At 71.2% G+C, this 15,897-nt stretch carries 12 protein-coding genes and 5 pseudogenes; 10 read left to right on the forward strand and 7 right to left on the reverse strand.

Features of this window, described 5'->3' with window-relative positions; genetic code table 11:
• Nucleotides 1-145: 145 nt before the first annotated feature.
• Together IF67_RS0127595 and IF67_RS0127600 are read right to left on the reverse strand one after the other, a co-directional pair.
• Nucleotides 146-1,180, reverse strand: a complete 1,035-nt coding sequence (locus IF67_RS0127595) for a phosphatase PAP2 family protein (protein ID WP_030990141.1) — start codon at nt 1,178-1,180, stop codon at nt 146-148.
• Nucleotides 1,181-1,463: 283 nt separating this feature from the next.
• The gene (locus IF67_RS0127600) at nt 1,464-2,657 is read right to left on the reverse strand and encodes a mannosyltransferase family protein (protein ID WP_030990142.1); all 1,194 of its coding nucleotides are present in this window, start codon (nt 2,655-2,657) and stop codon (nt 1,464-1,466) included.
• Nucleotides 2,658-2,867: 210 nt separating this feature from the next.
• Between IF67_RS0127600 and IF67_RS0127605 the strand changes: the two genes are divergently transcribed.
• Nucleotides 2,868-4,520, forward strand: a complete 1,653-nt coding sequence (locus IF67_RS0127605) for an MFS transporter (protein ID WP_051818666.1) — start codon at nt 2,868-2,870, stop codon at nt 4,518-4,520.
• Nucleotides 4,521-4,660: 140 nt separating this feature from the next.
• Nucleotides 4,661-5,848, forward strand: a complete 1,188-nt coding sequence (locus tag IF67_RS0127610) for an acyl-CoA dehydrogenase family protein (RefSeq protein ID WP_030990146.1) — start codon at nt 4,661-4,663, stop codon at nt 5,846-5,848.
• Nucleotides 5,849-5,954: 106 nt separating this feature from the next.
• On the opposite strand, the gene IF67_RS0127615 is transcribed toward IF67_RS0127610, so the two are convergent.
• The 3 genes and pseudogenes from IF67_RS0127615 to IF67_RS42075 form a co-directional block, all read right to left on the reverse strand.
• Complete coding sequence (locus tag IF67_RS0127615; RefSeq protein WP_030990148.1) at nt 5,955-6,404, reverse strand: cell division protein SepF; 450 nt, start codon at nt 6,402-6,404, stop codon at nt 5,955-5,957.
• A gap of 296 nt (nt 6,405-6,700) precedes the next feature.
• Nucleotides 6,701-7,621 (reverse strand): annotated as a pseudogene (locus tag IF67_RS0127620) (ABC transporter substrate-binding protein); the annotation flags it as partial.
• A gap of 25 nt (nt 7,622-7,646) precedes the next feature.
• Nucleotides 7,647-7,901 (reverse strand): annotated as a pseudogene (locus IF67_RS42075) (GNAT family N-acetyltransferase); the annotation flags it as partial.
• Here IF67_RS42075 and IF67_RS0127630 point away from each other — a divergent pair.
• The 7 genes and pseudogenes from IF67_RS0127630 to IF67_RS0127655 form a co-directional block, all read left to right on the forward strand.
• Nucleotides 7,892-8,152, forward strand: a pseudogene (locus tag IF67_RS0127630) (ABC transporter permease subunit); the annotation flags it as partial. The pseudogenes IF67_RS42075 and IF67_RS0127630 overlap by 10 nt on opposite strands.
• Nucleotides 8,149-8,919: an amino acid ABC transporter ATP-binding protein gene (locus IF67_RS0127635; protein ID WP_030990154.1), complete on the forward strand. Its 771-nt coding sequence runs from the start codon at nt 8,149-8,151 to the stop codon at nt 8,917-8,919. The pseudogene IF67_RS0127630 and the gene IF67_RS0127635, both read left to right, overlap by 4 nt.
• A 59-nt stretch (nt 8,920-8,978) precedes the next feature.
• Nucleotides 8,979-9,297 (forward strand): annotated as a pseudogene (locus tag IF67_RS45255) (ABC transporter substrate-binding protein); the annotation flags it as partial.
• 8 nt (nt 9,298-9,305) lie between these two features.
• Nucleotides 9,306-9,455, forward strand: a pseudogene (locus tag IF67_RS43240) (DUF1684 domain-containing protein); the annotation flags it as partial.
• 276 nt (nt 9,456-9,731) lie between these two features.
• Nucleotides 9,732-10,631, forward strand: a complete 900-nt coding sequence (locus IF67_RS0127645; protein WP_030990155.1) for a S1 family peptidase — start codon at nt 9,732-9,734, stop codon at nt 10,629-10,631.
• 229 nt (nt 10,632-10,860) lie between these two features.
• Nucleotides 10,861-11,772: a slipin family protein gene (locus IF67_RS0127650; RefSeq protein ID WP_030990158.1), complete on the forward strand. Its 912-nt coding sequence runs from the start codon at nt 10,861-10,863 to the stop codon at nt 11,770-11,772.
• A 425-nt stretch (nt 11,773-12,197) separates the two neighbouring features.
• Nucleotides 12,198-13,274 (forward strand): S1 family peptidase, encoded by a 1,077-nt coding sequence (locus IF67_RS0127655; protein ID WP_030990160.1) that lies wholly within the window; start codon nt 12,198-12,200, stop codon nt 13,272-13,274.
• 146 nt (nt 13,275-13,420) lie between these two features.
• Here IF67_RS0127655 and IF67_RS0127660 read toward each other — a convergent pair whose 3' ends face one another.
• Together IF67_RS0127660 and IF67_RS0127665 are read right to left on the reverse strand one after the other, a co-directional pair.
• The gene (locus IF67_RS0127660; RefSeq protein WP_030990161.1) at nt 13,421-13,858 is read right to left on the reverse strand and encodes a subtilase-type protease inhibitor; all 438 of its coding nucleotides are present in this window, start codon (nt 13,856-13,858) and stop codon (nt 13,421-13,423) included.
• 474 nt (nt 13,859-14,332) lie between these two features.
• The gene (locus IF67_RS0127665; RefSeq protein ID WP_030990163.1) at nt 14,333-15,001 is read right to left on the reverse strand and encodes a TetR/AcrR family transcriptional regulator; all 669 of its coding nucleotides are present in this window, start codon (nt 14,999-15,001) and stop codon (nt 14,333-14,335) included.
• A gap of 108 nt (nt 15,002-15,109) precedes the next feature.
• Between IF67_RS0127665 and IF67_RS0127670 the strand changes: the two genes are divergently transcribed.
• Entirely contained in the window at nt 15,110-15,880 is a 771-nt protein-coding gene (locus tag IF67_RS0127670; protein WP_030990165.1) for an SDR family NAD(P)-dependent oxidoreductase, read from the forward strand.
• The last annotated feature ends 17 nt before the right edge of the window (nt 15,881-15,897 follow it).

The following is a 15,897-nucleotide window of genomic DNA, read 5'->3' on the forward strand; positions in this document are numbered from 1 at the left end:
GTTTGGATCAGGCCGGGCTCGCGATCCGAAAGACACGCCCTGGCGCCGCACATACGACGAAGGCCCTGGCCGCTCCGTGGGGAGCGGCCAGGGCCGTCGCTGCGGGGTGGGGGTGTGCGTACCGGCCCCGCGGCTCGTGGGGCGGTCAGCCGCTCCCGTTGCGGCCGCGCCCGGTAGTCGGGCTCAGCGGCGTGGTGCGCGGGACGCGGTCCGCGTGCGGCGGTCGCCGGCTGCCCGCCGGGGTGACCGGAGCGCGCTCCGAGCGGATGGTGTACGGGCGTGGCGCGTGGTGCGGCCAGCCGTCCGGGGTGTGGGCGGACCGGCCGCCCGTGCCGGCGGAGATCGTCTCGCGGACGAGCACCTCGCCGTCGGAGGCGATGCGCTGCCGGGACACCCCCGGGGCCAGCGAGCCGACCGGCAGCGGGCCGCGCAGCGAATCGGGGCGCAGTCGCAGCCACAGACGCAGCAGCACGCCCATGAGGCGGTCCTCGAACCAGGTGATCCCGGGCTCCAGCCACGGCATCGCCAGCAGCACCAGCAGCCCCGCGGCCCAGCCGAGCAGCACATCGCTGACCCAGTGGGTGCCGAGGTAGACGGTGGTCATGCCGACGCCCAGCGCGCCCAGCGCGGCGATCACCGACAGCGAGCGGCGGCGCAGCGAGGTGGTCGCCAGGTAGGCCAGCACACCCCAGGTCACCACGGCGTTCGCGGTGTGACCCGAGGGGAATATGTCGCCGCCGAGTCCCATCTCGTTGGCGCCGACCACGGTCGCGTAGTGCGGGCCGAGCCGGCCCATGCCGAGCTTGGCGGCGCCCACGGTGATGTTCAGCAGCAGCAGCGAGGCGCCGAGCACCAGCAGCGGGTGGAGGTTGCGCTGGCGCCAGCAGCGCCAGCCCAGCCACGCCGCCACCGCCACCGCGGTCGGTCCGCGCTGCCCCAGTACAACGAAGTAGTCGAGGAAGGCATGGATCTCAGGCCATTGCTTGTAGGGCCTGAAGAACATGACTTGCCAGTCGAACGTGACCAGCCATGAAGTGGCCAGCACCCCGGCCACGATCGCGAGGTACACCGCCATGGTTCCCCAGAACAGCCACAGGCGGGTCCGGGTCATACGGGGCGGTCGGACGCGATCGGTCGGGCGCTGCTCCTCCATCTGGTCGAGCTTGTCATCGGTACGCACTCAATCGACGTTACCGCGTGTGATGTAGGTGCTTGGTCAAACTGTGCGCTTTGTAATGACGATGTGATGTGGAATGTGTCTCAATCGAGGCTTCGGCGCGGGGATTTGGAAGCGAATTCCCGGCGATTCCCAATGAGCTCCCGGGGATCCGCGTGTCGTGCCCCCGAGCGCCTTATCTGCTTTTCCCCGGCAGAGTTTATCGGCCCTTTGCTCGGGGGTGGCGCGAAGTTTCCCGGGAGGGGTGGTGACGGAACGGGATCATTCGGTCACGCGGGGCTTCGGGTCACGGCGGCCCCGACCCGTTCAGCCAGAACGCCCCGTACGCCGCGGAGCCCGCCGTCACCAGGCCGATGACCAGCAAGGCCCGTACCGGCCGCGCTCGGGCGAGCGCGACCGCCGGCGGCAGCAGCAGCGGGTAGGCCGGCAGCATCAGCCGCGGCTTGGACCCGAAGTAGCCCTTGGCGGTCAGTGCGAGCAGCAGCACCGTCCCGCCGTAGACCGCCAGCGGCAGCGGCTGGCCCTGCCGTACGCCGTGCAGGTACAGCCAGATCACCAGCGCGACGCCGACGAGCAGCCCGAGTCCGGCCGCGAACGTGGGCCCCGAGAGCTGGTGCCAGATGAAGGCAGCGAAGGCGATGCCCCCGTCGAAGCCGTTGCCCCAGCCCCCCTGGACGTCGAGATAGCCGGTGAACGAGCCCTGCCGCGCCCCCACCCACAGGAAGAAGCCGCACCAGCCGAGCGGTGCCAGCAGCACGCCGGGCAGCATGCCCGGTTGGGCCCGCAGCGCCGCGCGCAGCCGTACGCCGTCGGCCCGCTGCCGCCACAGCGCCGCGGCCGCGGTCAGCCAGACGGCCGCGACCACCGCGGCACCCACCGGCCGGGTCAGCCCGGCCAGCGAGGCCAGCACCCCCGCCCACATCCACCGCCCGGTCAGCACGGCGTACACACCCCAGGCCGCGAGCGCGGTGAACAGCGACTCCGAGTACGCCATCGACTGCACGATCCCGACCGGCAGCGCGGCCCACAGCGCGGCCAGGGCGATTCCGGCCCGCGGCCCGTGCAGCCGCTCACCGGTCGCGTACAGCGCCCAGGCCGCGGCCAGCGACGTCAGCCAGGCCACCACCATCCCCGCGTCGGCCGGCGACAGCGGCGAAAGGGCCGACAGTGCCCGCTCCAGCCACGGCAGCAGCGGGAAGAAGGCCAGGTTGGAGTGCACATCGCCGTTGGGCAGCTGGACGGTGTAGCCGTAGCCCTGCTCGGCGACCCGGGTGTACCAGACCGCATCCCAGCGGGCGGTCAGCAGCGTGTGCCAGTCCTTGCCGTTGACCGTGGACCAGACCGCGAGGACGACGAGCCCCAGCAGCCGGATCGCCGCGAAGGCCGCCAGCGCGGGCGCGGCCGCGCGCAACGCGGCCCGTACGGCGGGCGCGTCGCACAACGGCCGGCCGGGAACGCCGGCGGAGGCAAGATCGTTCATCGGGACGATTATCCAGGTGGCCGAGGAACGATCGGTGACGGCGGTGGGGAACGCACAGTGCTGCGATGCGCGTCTCATCGTGAGGTGAGCCACGCGGCACCCTGGGGGACTCGCGTAGTCTGACGTCCCTACTCGCTTGTGCCGCCGGTTCTTCCCGGGGCGTTTTCGCGCCCTGATCCGTGGCCGCGAGAGCATGACTGGAGGTGCTGCATGTCCGGGACGACCGCGTCCGGCAGTGGACGGACGGCTGGTGGACCCCGGCTCACAGGCGGCGGTGCGAATCGCTGGACCGTGCTGATCGTGCTCTGCGTCAGCCTGCTCTTCGTCGCGCTGGACACCACGATCCTCTACGTCGCCGTGCCCTCCGTCACCGAAGATCTGCGGCCGGGCCCGGTGGAGCTGCTCTGGATCGTCGACGTCTACCCGCTGATCGCGGCATCGCTGCTGATCCTCTTCGGCACCCTCGGCGACCGTGTGGGCCGCCGGCGCATCCTCCTTCTCGGCTACGGCCTCTTCGGGCTGGCCTCGGCCGCCGCCGCGCTCGCGCCCAACCCGCAGATCCTCATGGTGGCCCGCGCCCTGCTCGGCATCGGCGGCGCCATGATCATGCCGGCGACGCTGTCGATCCTGCGGCAGGTCTTCCCCGACCGGCGCGAGCGCGCGGTCGCCATCGGTGTGTGGAGCGCGGTGGCCGCGGTCGGCGCCGCGGTCGGTCCGGTCCTCGGCGGCTTCCTCGTCGAGAACTTCTGGTGGGGGTCGGTCTTCCTCATCAATATCCCGATGATGGCCGCGATGCTGCTGATAGGCCGATGGCTGCTGCCGGAGTCGCGCGGCGAGCGCAACGGCCCCTGGGACGTGATCGGCGCGATCGTCGCGGCGCTCGGTGTGCTGGGCATCGTCCTCGGCGTCAAGCGGATCGGCAGCGGCGAGGCCGTGGTGGGCCTGACCACGCTCCTGCCCATCGTCCTCGGCATCCTGCTGCTGGTCCTCTTCGTACGCCGGCAGCGTCGGCGCGAACACCCGCTGATCGATGTGCGGCTGTTCGCCCGGCCCGCCTTCGGCACCTCCGTCACCTGCATCGTGCTGGCCATGCTCGCTCTGGTGGGCCTCCAGCTGATCGCCGTCCAGTACCTCCAGCTCGTCCTCGGGCTGAGCCCGCTGGAGACCGGGCTGCGGATGCTGCCGCTGGTCTTCGCCGCGATGGCGGCCGGGCTGACCGGCTCGAAGATGCTCCAGGCGCTCGGCCCGCGCGCGATGGTCTCGCTCGGCTTCGTGCTGACCGCCGTCGCGGTGCTCTGTCTGACCGCGATGAGCAGCCAGGACCGCCCCTGGCTGCTGTCGTTGGGCTTCGTGCTGCTCGGCTTCGGCTTCCAGTCCACGCTGTTCGGGTCGTACGAGTCGATGCTCAGCGAGGCGCCTGCCGAGCAGTCGGGCGGCGCCGCCGCGATCGGGGAGACCTCCTACCAGCTCGGGGCCGGTATCGGTGTGGCCCTGCTCGGCAGCGTCATGAACGCCGCCTACGCCCCGGGCCTGGCGCATGTCGACGGTGTCTCCAAGCGGGTCTCCGCCTCGGCCGCGCACTCCCTCGGCGAGGCCTACAAGGTGGCCGCCGGTCTGGGCGAGGGGGCCAAGGCCGCGCTGCGCGAGACGGCCCGGGAGTCCTTCGTCCGCGGGCTGCACATCACCCTCGTCGCCAGCGCCGTGCTGCTGCTGGTCGGCGCGGGGATCGCGCTGCGGCTGCCGCGCCGGGCGGCGGACTCCACGGAGCGGGCGGAGGCCGACGGGGAGCCTGCTCCGGGCGACCACCCAGCCGGCGCCGGCCGTGGCAGCGGCGAGCCCGCCCCGGCGAGCTCCGGCCGCTGACCCGGGGTTTCTCCTTCTTGTGTGTCCCCGGCCCGCCGCGCGGCGGTGACTCTTGCCGCGCGGCACCGCGGGCCGTACCGTCGGAAGCGAAATAACTACCACTGCTAGTTTTTCGCGCTGAACCCGCCGGAGGCCCCGCCATGTCCGCAAAGCCGCCCTCGTTCGACCCCAGCGACCCCCTGGGCCTCGACGACCTGCTGACCGACGAGGACCGTGCCGTCCGGGACACCGTCCGCAGCTGGGCCGCCGACCGTGTCCTGCCGCAGATCGCCGACTGGTACGAGCGCGGCGAACTGCCCGGCATCCGTGAGCTCGCCCGCGAGCTGGGCTCCCTCGGCGCGCTCGGGATGTCCCTGACCGGCTACGGCTGCGCGGGTGCCTCCGCCGTCCAGTACGGGCTGGCCTGTCTGGAGCTGGAGGCCGCCGACTCCGGCATCCGCTCCCTGGTCTCCGTCCAGGGCTCGCTCGCCATGTACGCGATCTGGCGCTTCGGCTCCGAGGAGCAGAAGCAGCAGTGGCTGCCGGGGATGGCGGCCGGCGAGACCATCGGCTGCTTCGGTCTGACCGAGCCGGACGTCGGCTCCGACCCCGCCGCGATGCGGACCTACGCCAAGCGCGACGGCGGGGGAGACTGGGTGCTCAACGGGCGCAAGATGTGGATCACCAATGGCTCGGTGGCCGGGGTCGCGGTGGTCTGGGCCCGTACCGACGACGGCATCCGCGGGTTCGTGGTCCCCACCGGCACCCCGGGGTTCTCGGCTCCCGAGATCAAGCACAAGTGGTCCCTGCGGGCCTCGGTGACCAGCGAACTCGTCATGGACGAGGTACGGCTGCCGGCCGACGCGGTGCTCCCCGAGGTCACCGGACTGCGCGGCCCGCTCGGCTGTCTCAGCCACGCCCGCTACGGCATCGTCTGGGGCTCCATGGGGGCCGCCCGCGCCAGCTTCGAGGCGGCGCTGGACTACGCGAAGACGCGGGAGCAGTTCGGCAAGCCCATCGGCGGCTTCCAGCTCACCCAGGCCAAGCTCGCCGACATGGCCGTCGAACTGCACAAGGGGATCCTGCTGGCCCACCATCTGGGGCGGCGGATGGACGCGGGGCGGCTGCGCCCCGAGCAGATCAGCTTCGGCAAGCTGAACAACGTACGGGAGGCGATCGAGATCTGCCGTACGGCCCGGACGATCCTCGGCGCCAACGGGATCTCGCTGGAGTACCCCGTCATGCGGCATGCGACCAACCTGGAATCGGTGCTCACCTACGAGGGCACCGTCGAGATGCACCAGCTGGTGCTGGGCAAGGCGCTCACCGGTCTCGACGCCTTCCGGTGAGCGGCCTCGCCCGCTGACGCCGGTCGCCGCACTGTCCGGGGGCCCGCACACCGGTGGCTGCCGGGGCGGGCCCTGGGGCCCCCGGCCGGGAACACGCGGGTCGCGCTCAACTCTGGTTGAAGAAGCCGCCGTTGCGGTGGGCGCGGGCCTCGCCGCTGACGACCTTGTAGTCGGCGGGGGTCAGCAGGAACACCCGGGTGGCGACGCGCTCGATCGAACCGCGCAGACCGAACGTCAGACCGGCCGCGAAGTCCACGACCCGCTTGGCGTCGGCGGACTCCATGGACGTCAGGTTGACGATCACCGGGACGCCGTCCCGGAAGAGCTCGCCGATGCCGCGGGCGTCCCGGAAGCTCTCCGGAGTGACCGTGGCGATGCGGGTGCCCTGGTCCTGGGCGACCTCGTCGGCCACCAGGACCCGGGGGTCGGTGACCCAGGGGCTGTTGCCCGAGTCGCCGGCATCGGGTCCCTCGGCGTAGTCGTCGTCGTAGTAGCGCTCGTCATCACTGTCGTCGACGAGGCCAAGCCAGGCGCTCGCCTTGCGCACCGATCCCATTGACGCCTCCTCTCACCCGCGGTGTCTGTGTGTGTACCCCTATCGTCGTCCATCAGGCCGACAGTGTGCCAAGTGGATAGCCGCCGCACGGGGGGTTCGTGACACATCTGGTGCAAAGAGGGTGGCGCGTCATCACCTTACGCGCCCCGTAAGGAAACTGACAGTATGAAGAACCTCACGGTCGGTACCTGACCTTCCGTTGACGGCAAGCGGTCAGCGGAAGGCGGACCGGACCGGCGGGTAGGTTCGTGCGCGGGACCAGCGCACATGCCCCACCGCCTGACGGCCCCGGGGCAGCGGATCTCCGGCGGGCTGATCCGCGAGGTCGTGAGGGCCGAGGGGCCGGTGCCCCACTTCTTCAGGATCCGGTCGTAGGTGCCGTCCTTCTTCAGGTGGTTGACCGCGGCCTGGACGGCGGGCGCCAGCGGGGTGCCCTTCTTGAACGCGAAGCCGACGTCCAGCCGCTTGAACTCATTGAGGAACCGCAGGCCCGGCTGCTGCCGCACGGCGTAGCGCAGCCCGTTGATGGTGCTCATCACCACATCGGTGCGGCCCTGCTGGAGCGAGATCCACAGGGCGCCCTGTTCGGCATAGGTCTTGACGTCGTACGGCTTCTTGCCGGCCTCGGTGCACCGCTGCCGGTTCTCCTCCAGCGTCGCCTCGAAGGTGGTGCCCGCCCTGGTGGCCACCGTCAGCCCGCACAGCTGCCGCAGCGAGCCGACCTTCTTCAGCGGGCTGTCCTTGCGGACCGCGAAGCCCTGGCCGTCGTTGATGTACGTCACGAAGTCGATGGCCTTGCGTCGCTCGTCGGTGACGCCGAAGTTGCCGGTGCCCACGTCGTATTTGCCGCTGCCGAGGGCCGGCAGGATCGCCTCGAAGCTCGCCACCTCGCGGTCGATCTTCAGGCCGAGGACCTTGCCGACGGCGTCCGCGAAGTCGATGTCCTGGCCGGCCAGGGTCTTGCCGTCGGCCAGATAGGCCGCACCGGGCGGGGTGCCGACGCTGGTGGCGAGGGAGAGGCTGTCGCGTGCGCGGACGTCCGCGGGGAGCAGTTTCGCCGCGGCCGGGTCCTTCCGCACGCCCGAGACCACGTCCGTGGTGGGGATCTTGTCGTCGGCGGCCGACGGGCCCGCGGCCCCGGCCGCGCCCGACGTGTCGCCCGAGCCGCAGGCGGTGAGCGCCAGGGCCGCGGCGGCCAGGACCGCGGCGGTGCGCAGGGCGGTGGTGCGGGGGTGGTGAGGCTCATGGCTGCGGGATCTCCAGGTGCTTTTCGAACGGCAGCGGGCCGATCGACTCCGGGGCGGCGGACAGGTCGAACAGGGGGTGGTAACCCGCCGCGAGACAGCGGCCCTTGGCCTCCGGCCGGCGGGGGCCGGTCGTCAGGAAGACGCGGGTGCAGCCCCGGCCGGCGGCCTCCCGCTCCAGGGCGTCCAGGACCCGCCGGGCCAGCCCGCGCCTGCGGTGCGCGGAGTGCGTCCAGATGCGTTTGCATCGTGCTGCCGCAGGCGGCACGCTCGATCCTGCCGAACGCCACCAACGAGGTCATCTCCCTCTTCAAGGGCACCTCGATCGTCTCCGTCATGGCGATCGGCGAACTCTTCCACCAGGTCCAGGTCATCTACGGACGGAACGGCAGGGGCGTGCCCCGGCTGATGGTCGCCACCGCCGGGTACGCCCTGCTGACCACCGTGCTCTCCGTCCTCCAGTACTACGTCGAACGCCACTTCTCCAAGGGAGCCACCCGATGAGCGCGCAGGGCGCGATGGTCGAAATCCGCTCGGTCCACAAGAGCTTCGGCTCGCTCGCGGTGCTCAACGGGGTGGACCTCCAGGTCCGTACCGGCGAGGTCACCGTCGTCCTCGGCCCGTCCGGCTCCGGGAAGTCCACCCTGCTGCGCACCATCAACCACCTGGAGAAGGCCGACAGCGGCTCGGTGAGCGTGGACGGTGCGCTGGCCGGCTACCGGAGGGCCGGCAACAAGCTCTACGAGCTGCGCGAACGAGAGATCCTCCGGCAGCGCACGGAGATCGGCTTCGTCTTCCAGAACTTCCACCTCTTCCCGCATCTGACGGTGCTGGAGAACATCACCGAGGCGCCCGTCGCCGCGCTCCGTAGGCCGAAGAAGGACGCCGACAAGGCCGCGCGGGCGCTGCTCGCCCGGGTCGGGCTCGCCGACAAGGCGGACGCCTACCCCAAGACGCTCTCCGGCGGCCAGCAGCAGCGCGTCGCCATCGCCCGTGCGCTCGCCCTGGAACCCAAGCTGCTGCTCTTCGACGAGCCGACCTCCGCGCTCGACCCGGAGCTGGTCGGCGAGGTCCTCGACGTCATCAAGGACCTCGCGCACCAGGGCACCACGATGATCGTCGTCACCCATGAGATCGGCTTCGCCCGTGAGGTCGCCGACACCGTCGTCTTCATGGACGACGGACGGATCGTCGAACAGGGCCCGCCCGGCGAGGTCCTCGACCGTCCGCACCATGAGCGCACCAAGTCCTTTCTCTCCAAGGTCCTTTGAACATGAGAGTCATCCGTTGAACCGCCGCCGCCGCAGCCCTGGACCTACCGGCTCGACCAGAGAAGATCCTGGTCGACTGGAGCAAGGAGAACGAGAAGGCCGGCCGCAAACCGGTCGACATCAAGTACTTCCACAAGCCCTCCGACACCTACCTCGCGCTCCGATCGGGCCGCCTCGACGGCTTCTTCGGCCCGAACCCGACCGCCGCGTACCACCACCAAGAAGGACAGCGGCCTGGCCAAGGCCTATGCCGCCGCACTGCGGAAGGTCATCGACAACGGCCGCTACGGCAAGGTGCTGGCGCGCTGGGGGCTGACCGGCGAGCAGCTGAAGACCTCGCGGATCAACCCGCCCGGCCTGCCCAGGACTGCCAACTGACCGGCGCCGCCGAGGACGGCACCGTCACCGTCGACTTCCACCGCACCCTGCTGCCGCCCTGTGCGTTCGACGGCCGCTTCCGCTGTCCCTTCCCGCCGCCCGGGAACACCCTGACCGTCGCCCGGCCGGCCGGGGAGCGGAACCGCATCGTCCACTGAGCCGTCCAAGGGCCGACCGAGGGGGTCAGCGCCGCCCCGGCAGCCGTCAACGCGGCTGCCGGGGCGGAGTGCTGAGGGTGGTGAGGCCATGAAGAACGTGTACCCGGCACAAGACATTCGTGTGGCCCTCTTGCGCTGCGGGGGTGGTGCGCCCGAAACTCCGCTCAGCGCTTGTCAGGGGCACGCCGAAAATGAACGTGCGGATTCCCGCGTGCCCTTCGGCTGCGCCTCACGGGCTGCCCACCGGCGGCCCCCCGATCCCCCTCGGAGGAATCAGTGAGGAACGAGCGCACCACCCCCCGCAGCGGCGTTGCGAGACGCACCCGGCTGATCGCCGTGGCGTCCGGACTGGTGGCCGTCGGAGCCATCGCCATCCCGAGCGCCAACGCCCAGGACCCCGCCCCCGCACAGACGTTCAGCGCCACCCAGCTCACCGCCGTCGGCAACGCGGTACGCGCGGCGGATGTCGCGGGCACCGCCTGGCGGGTCGACAGCAAGAGCCACACCCTGGTCGTCACCGCCGACCGCACGGTCTCCCAGGCCGAGATAGCCAAGATCGAGCGGGCCGCCGGCAGCAATGCCGACGCGGTCCGAATCGACCGCATCGCGGGCACCTTCCGCAAGTTCATCTCCGGCGGCGACGCCATCTACGCCCCCAGCTGGCGCTGCTCGCTGGGCTTCAACGTCCGTAGCGGCAGCACCTACTACGCCCTGACCGCCGGTCACTGCACCGACGGCAACCCGCCGTGGACCACCGGGTCCGGTGCCGCCATCGGCCCGACCGTCGGCTCCAGCTTCCCCGGCAACGACTACGGCATCATCAAGTACACCGGCTCGGTCTCCCATGAGGGCACGGTCGGCGGCCAGGACATCACCAGTGCCGCCACCCCGAGCGTCGGCCAGACGGTCACCCGCCGCGGCTCCACCACCGGCACCCACAGCGGCAAGGTCACCGCGCTGAACGCCACCGTCAACTACGGCGGCGGCGACGTCGTCTCCGGACTGATCCAGACCACCGTCTGCGCCGAGCCCGGCGACAGCGGCGGCCCGCTCTACTCCGGGAGCACGGCGCTCGGCCTCACCTCGGGCGGCAGCGGCAACTGCTCGTCCGGCGGCACCACGTTCTTCCAGCCCGTCACCGAGGCGCTGAGCGCCTATGGGGTGAGCGTCTACTGACGCCGGCCGGCTGACGTCCGTACGGACCGGTCCCCGCGCGCGCCGGGGCCCGTACGGAGGGACATCCGCGCCGACCGCCGGGCCCGGCTCCGGCAGCACGAGGGCCCCCGTCCGCCGGCGGACGGGGGCCCGGTCGCGCCCGGTGCGAGCCTCGACCGCCTTCCCGGGCCGGGCATACCATGGTAAATGACGTGATTCGGACGGCGTACGGCACATGTCAGGAGCCGTGATGGTCGAAGAACTGGTGACGGCCGGGGTGGCGCTGGCCTCCGTCGGTGCCGTGTATCTCGTGGCCGCGGCGCGCGTGGTCAAGCAGTACGAACGCGGTGTGGTGCTCCGGCTGGGCCGGCTGGCCTCCGAGGTGCGCGGGCCGGGATTCACCATGATCGTTCCGGGCATCGACCGGATGCGCAAGGTCAACATGCAGATCGTCACGATGCCGGTGCCCGCCCAGGAGGGCATTACCCGGGACAACGTGACCGTCCGGGTCGACGCGGTCGTCTATTTCAAGGTCGTGGACGCCGCCGACGCCGTCATCCGGGTCGAGGACTACCGCTTCGCGGTCTCGCAGATGGCGCAGACCTCGCTCCGGTCGATCATCGGCAAGAGTGAACTGGACGATCTGCTGTCGAACCGGGAGAAGCTCAACCAGGGCCTGGAGCTGATGATGGACAGCCCGGCCATCGGCTGGGGGGTGACCGTCGACCGGGTGGAGATCAAGGACGTCTCGCTGCCGGAGACGATGAAGCGGTCGATGGCCCGCCAGGCGGAGGCGACCCGGGACCGGCGGGCCCGGGTGATCAACGCCGATGCCGAGCTCCAGGCCTCGAAGAAGCTGGCCGAGGCGGCCGCGGCGATGTCCGATCAGCCCGCGGCGCTGCAACTGCGACTGTTGCAGACCGTGGTGGCGGTGGCCGCCGAGAAGAACTCCACCCTCGTCCTGCCCTTCCCCGTGGAGCTGCTGCGGTTCCTGGAGCGTTCCGGACTACAGGCCCAGGCGCAGACCGCGGCGGCCGAAGCGGAGCGGGACGCCGCGCAGCGGCCGGCCGCCCCGGCGCCCGAGGCCTCGCGCGGGGCCGTCGAGGAGGGCGCCCTGCCGCCGGAGCTGGAGGACCTTCCGGAGGCGGAGGAGCTGCCGTAGCGGCGGAGCGCCGATAAGTCCCTGATATCCCTCTGATCGCCGTAAGTGCCCGTTGGTGTGGGTGCTTACGGCGATCCCTGCTGTGCGGGGGCCGGTTCCCGGCCGGTGCTTTCCGGCCAGCTATAGTCCTCACACGTTGCCGTCCGCCGAGCGCCTCGCGTGCCTGCTGATGTCCGTGCCCGGGACCGAGGTGTGCGGACATGGGTGTGACCGTCGTGTGGCGAAAACGTGAACTCCCGCATGGGGGACCGGAACTCGGTCTTGTGCGCGAGTGAGGCGGATGGGAATACTCTGCTCCGCGCATTGGCATGGACGCGCCCCCCCCGGGACGTCGGGGCGGACCCGTTCGTGCCCCGACTCCTCACTCTCCGGGCCCGTGCAACTCCCCACAGTTTCCGGGCTCTTCCCCCCACGGAGGCTCCGACTTGAAGCACCGTCGCATACCCAACCGGCGCGTCATCGTCGCAGGTGCGGGAGCCCTTGCGCTCGCCGCCACCGCCACTGTCGCCCTCGCCAACGCCAACGCGTCCCAGGCCCCCGCGCCCACCCCCGCGCTCGCCAAGCTGACGTCCGCCGCGGCGACCACCCTCGCCTCCCACCTCAAGACGGACACCGCCGGTGCCTTCTACGACGCCAAGGCCAAGAAGCTGGTGGTCAACGTCGTGAACAAGGCAGCGGCCCGCGCCGTACGGGCAAAGGGGGCGGAAGCCAGACTTGTCGCCCATACCTTTGCCCAGCTGGACTCGGCCCGGCAGACGCTGAAGTCGAAGGCGACCATCCCCGGTACGTCCTGGGGCATCGACCCGCAGAGCAACAAGGTCGTGGTCACCGCCGACCGTACGGTCAAGGGCACCAAGCTGGACCGGCTCACCAAGGTCGCCAAGACCCTCGGCGACAAGGTCGAGGTGCGCCACAGCAAGGGCGCGTTCAAACCCTTCATCGGTGGCGGCGACGCGATCTGGGGGAGCGGCGCCCGCTGCTCGCTCGGCTTCAACGTCGTCAAGGACGGCCAGCCGTACTTCCTGACGGCCGGCCACTGCGGCAACGACATCAAGAGCTGGTCCGACAAGCAGGGCGGCTCGGCGATCGCGACCACCGAGGACTCCAAGTTCCCGGGCGACGACTTCTCCCTCGCCAAGTACACGGGCGACACCGCGCACCCGAGCGAGGTGAACCTGTACAACGGCAGCACGCAGAAGATCACCAAGGCCGCGGAGGCCACCGTCGGTGAGAAGGTGCAGCGCAGCGGCAGCACCACCCAGGTGCACGACGGCACCGTCAAGGCGCTGAACGCCAGCGTCAACTACCAGGAGGGCACGGTCGAGGGTCTGATCCAGACCGACGTCTGCGCCGAGCCCGGTGACAGCGGCGGCGCGCTCTTCGACGGCGAGACCGCGCTCGGTCTCACCTCCGGTGGCAGCGGCGACTGCTCCCAGGGCGGCGAAACCTTCTTCCAGCCGGTCCCGGAGGCCCTGAAGGCCTACGGCGCGGAGATCGGCTGACCCGCGCGGCGGACCGCACCGCTCGGCGTACGGCGCCGGCTCCCGGACGTACTCGGCGTCCGGGGGCGGCACCGGCCCGGTGGCCGCCGCACGCGACGATCCCCGGGCACCGCCCTCCGGTGCCCGGGGATCTCAAGCCGGACCGGTCAGAAGTTGAAGACCGCGTCGCTGTCGTTGTTCATCGCGCAGGGGTTGGCGAAGGTGTAGCTGTACGAGACCCGCTTGCCCTGCCACACACCGTCGGCGGTGACCACGAGGGGGTTCCACTCCTTGGTGCACAGCCGGTCCGAGGTGGCGCCGGTTATCGCGTTGAAGTCACCGGCCACCGCACGCAGTTGGGTGCAGGCGGCTTTCGCGTACGGGTGGCTGCCCCTGGCCCCCGGCATACAGCTGAGCGTCACGGCGCGCTGCACCGTGGCGGTCGCACGGCTTTCGCCCTGGCCCACCGTCAGCACCAGTTCCGTCGGGGCGTACAGGCCGCCGGTCCGCGTCGGCTGCGCCGGTGCGGCGGCCTGTGCGGTGGTGGCCAGCGTGCCCAGGACCAGTGCCGCGCCGAGCGCGACCGCCCCAGTGATGTACCGCATGACGAACACTCCCTTGCTCGAAGGTGCAGATACCGGTCGGGAGTCTGGCCCAACCGCATCCCGAAAGCATCCTGAGTGGGCACAAGGCGATCGCTTTGAGTCATTGGGTGAAAGCTGAGAGTAATGGCGCGAACGAGCCGGAGGGCGTGCGCGACGGCAGGGTGAAGCGGGGTGTGCGGCCAGCGCGGATGTCGCTCCGGTCATGCTCCTGGCAAGGGCCGCCCGGACCCGGAACGAAGAAATCCGGCCGCCGACCGGCCGTTCGGGCGGGTTTCGATCTCCGGCGATTGGCTGAAGAGAGGGGCCGGAGGGTCCCTCCGTGCTGCCCGGCGTCTCCGACGAGGTAAGAACCGGCCACCCGTTGCTCGCCTTACCCCGCCCGGGTCCGGCTGTCCTGCGGGCCCGGATCTGCCGGCTCGCGGGCACGGGTTTGCCCGTTTGTGAGCCCGGCGCCCGCTGTCCCGCCGGAGCCTCTCACTCCTCGTGGCCGTCCGCCCCGCCCCGCGGCAGGAGCCCGGCCGTCAGCATCCGCATGCACCTCGTCACCAGCGCGGCGGGCCCCTGCGGCCCGTCCGGCGCCCCGCCGCCCGCCGCCCACTCCTCCACCGCGACCCTCATCGCGGTGTTCGCGGCGGCCGCGGCCAGCCGTGCCTCCAGTGGTCCCGCGCCGGTCAGCCGCGCCAGGACCGGCACCAGTGCCTCCTCGGCCTCGTGGTGGACCCGGTGCCAGACCGCGCGCAGCGTGGGATCGGCCGGCATGGCCCGCAGCAGCCCACGGGTCCAGCGCAGCGCGTCCACGGCCGGTTCGTCGGCGGGCGTCAGCGACCGGCGGGCCGTGCGTTCCAGCACCTCGTGTACGGCGGGCGCGTCCGGGCCGGGGGAGGCGGCGGCCAGGTCGTCGATCCACTGCTGTACCCCGACGGCGAGCAGCGGTGCCACTGCGTCCTCCTTGGTGCGGAAGTAGCGGTAGAAGGTGCGCAGCGCGACCCCCGAGGCGCGGGCGATGTCGTCGGCGGTGACGGCGGCGCCGCGCTCCGTGAACAGGGCCGCGGCGGTACGGGCGATCTCCAGCTGAGTCCCGGCCTTGCGCCGCTCGGTGAGCGAAGGGCGGGGGAGGGGGGCGGGGTGGGGCGCGGTGGGCATGGCGTCAGCTTACGGAAGAACACGCCGGTATTGGCACGTCACGCCAAATTGGCACACTGTGCCGTCTGGGCATATCGTGCCGGGGTACCTCAAGGACGGAGCTGGACCATGAACCGCTTTGACGGCCGCCGCACCCTGATCACCGGAGCCGGTTCGGGCATCGGCCGGGCCACCGTCCACCGGATCCTCGCCGAGGGCGGCCGGGTGGTGGCGGCGGACATCGACGCGGCGGGTCTGCGGGGCACCGCGGACCGTGCCGCGGCGGACGGTACGGCCGGGCGGCTGGAGACCACGGTGCTGGACATAGCCGACGAGACGGCGGTCCGCACCGCCGTCGCCGCCGCGGTGGCCGGTCTCGGCGGTCTGGACGTCCTGGTCAACGCGGCCGGGATCCTGCGCGCCTCGCACACCCACGAGACCGGCCTGGACGACTTCAACGAGATCATCTCGATCAACCTGACCGGCACGTTCCTGATGATCCGTGAGTCGCTGCCCGCGCTCCTGGGGGGCCGGGCGCCGGTCGTGGTCAACTTCAGCTCCACCTCCGCCTCGTTCGCGCACCCGTACATGTCGGCGTACGCGGCGAGCAAGGGCGGCATCCAGTCCATGACGCATGCCATCGCGAGCGAGTACGGCAAGCAGGGGCTGCGCGCGGTGTGCGTGGCGCCGGGCTCCATCGCCAGCGGCATGACCAGCGGCGGTGTGCCGGGGCTGCCCGACGACGCCGATATGAGCCTGTTCAGCAAGCTCGTCCCGGCGATCGGTGAGGGTTTCGCGAGCCCGGAGACGGTCGCGGGGGTCATCGCGATGCTCGCCTCGCAGGACGGTGCGTTCATCACCGGCACGGAGATCCGGATCGACGGCGGAACGCATATGTGAGCCGGCCGCACTCCCCG

Source organism: Streptomyces sp. NRRL S-1813, from assembly GCF_000719605.1.
Taxonomy (GTDB): Bacteria; Actinomycetota; Actinomycetes; order Streptomycetales; family Streptomycetaceae; genus Streptomyces; species Streptomyces decoyicus.

What these genes read in the sequence shown, in the direction of transcription:
- IF67_RS0127600 (WP_030990142.1), bottom strand. Translation starts at nt 2,657, where the DNA reads ATGAACGATCTTGCCTCCGCCGGCGTTCCCGGCCGGCCGTTGTGCGAC.
- IF67_RS0127615 (WP_030990148.1), bottom strand. Translation starts at nt 6,404, where the DNA reads ATGGGATCGGTGCGCAAGGCGAGCGCCTGGCTTGGCCTCGTCGACGAC.
- IF67_RS0127605 (WP_051818666.1), top strand. Translation starts at nt 2,868, where the DNA reads ATGTCCGGGACGACCGCGTCCGGCAGTGGACGGACGGCTGGTGGACCC.
- IF67_RS0127670 (WP_030990165.1), top strand. Translation starts at nt 15,110, where the DNA reads ATGAACCGCTTTGACGGCCGCCGCACCCTGATCACCGGAGCCGGTTCG.
- IF67_RS0127610 (WP_030990146.1), top strand. Translation starts at nt 4,661, where the DNA reads ATGTCCGCAAAGCCGCCCTCGTTCGACCCCAGCGACCCCCTGGGCCTC.
- IF67_RS0127650 (WP_030990158.1), top strand. Translation starts at nt 10,861, where the DNA reads ATGGTCGAAGAACTGGTGACGGCCGGGGTGGCGCTGGCCTCCGTCGGT.
- IF67_RS0127665 (WP_030990163.1), bottom strand. Translation starts at nt 15,001, where the DNA reads ATGCCCACCGCGCCCCACCCCGCCCCCCTCCCCCGCCCTTCGCTCACC.
- IF67_RS0127660 (WP_030990161.1), bottom strand. Translation starts at nt 13,858, where the DNA reads ATGCGGTACATCACTGGGGCGGTCGCGCTCGGCGCGGCACTGGTCCTG.
- IF67_RS0127635 (WP_030990154.1), top strand. Translation starts at nt 8,149, where the DNA reads ATGAGCGCGCAGGGCGCGATGGTCGAAATCCGCTCGGTCCACAAGAGC.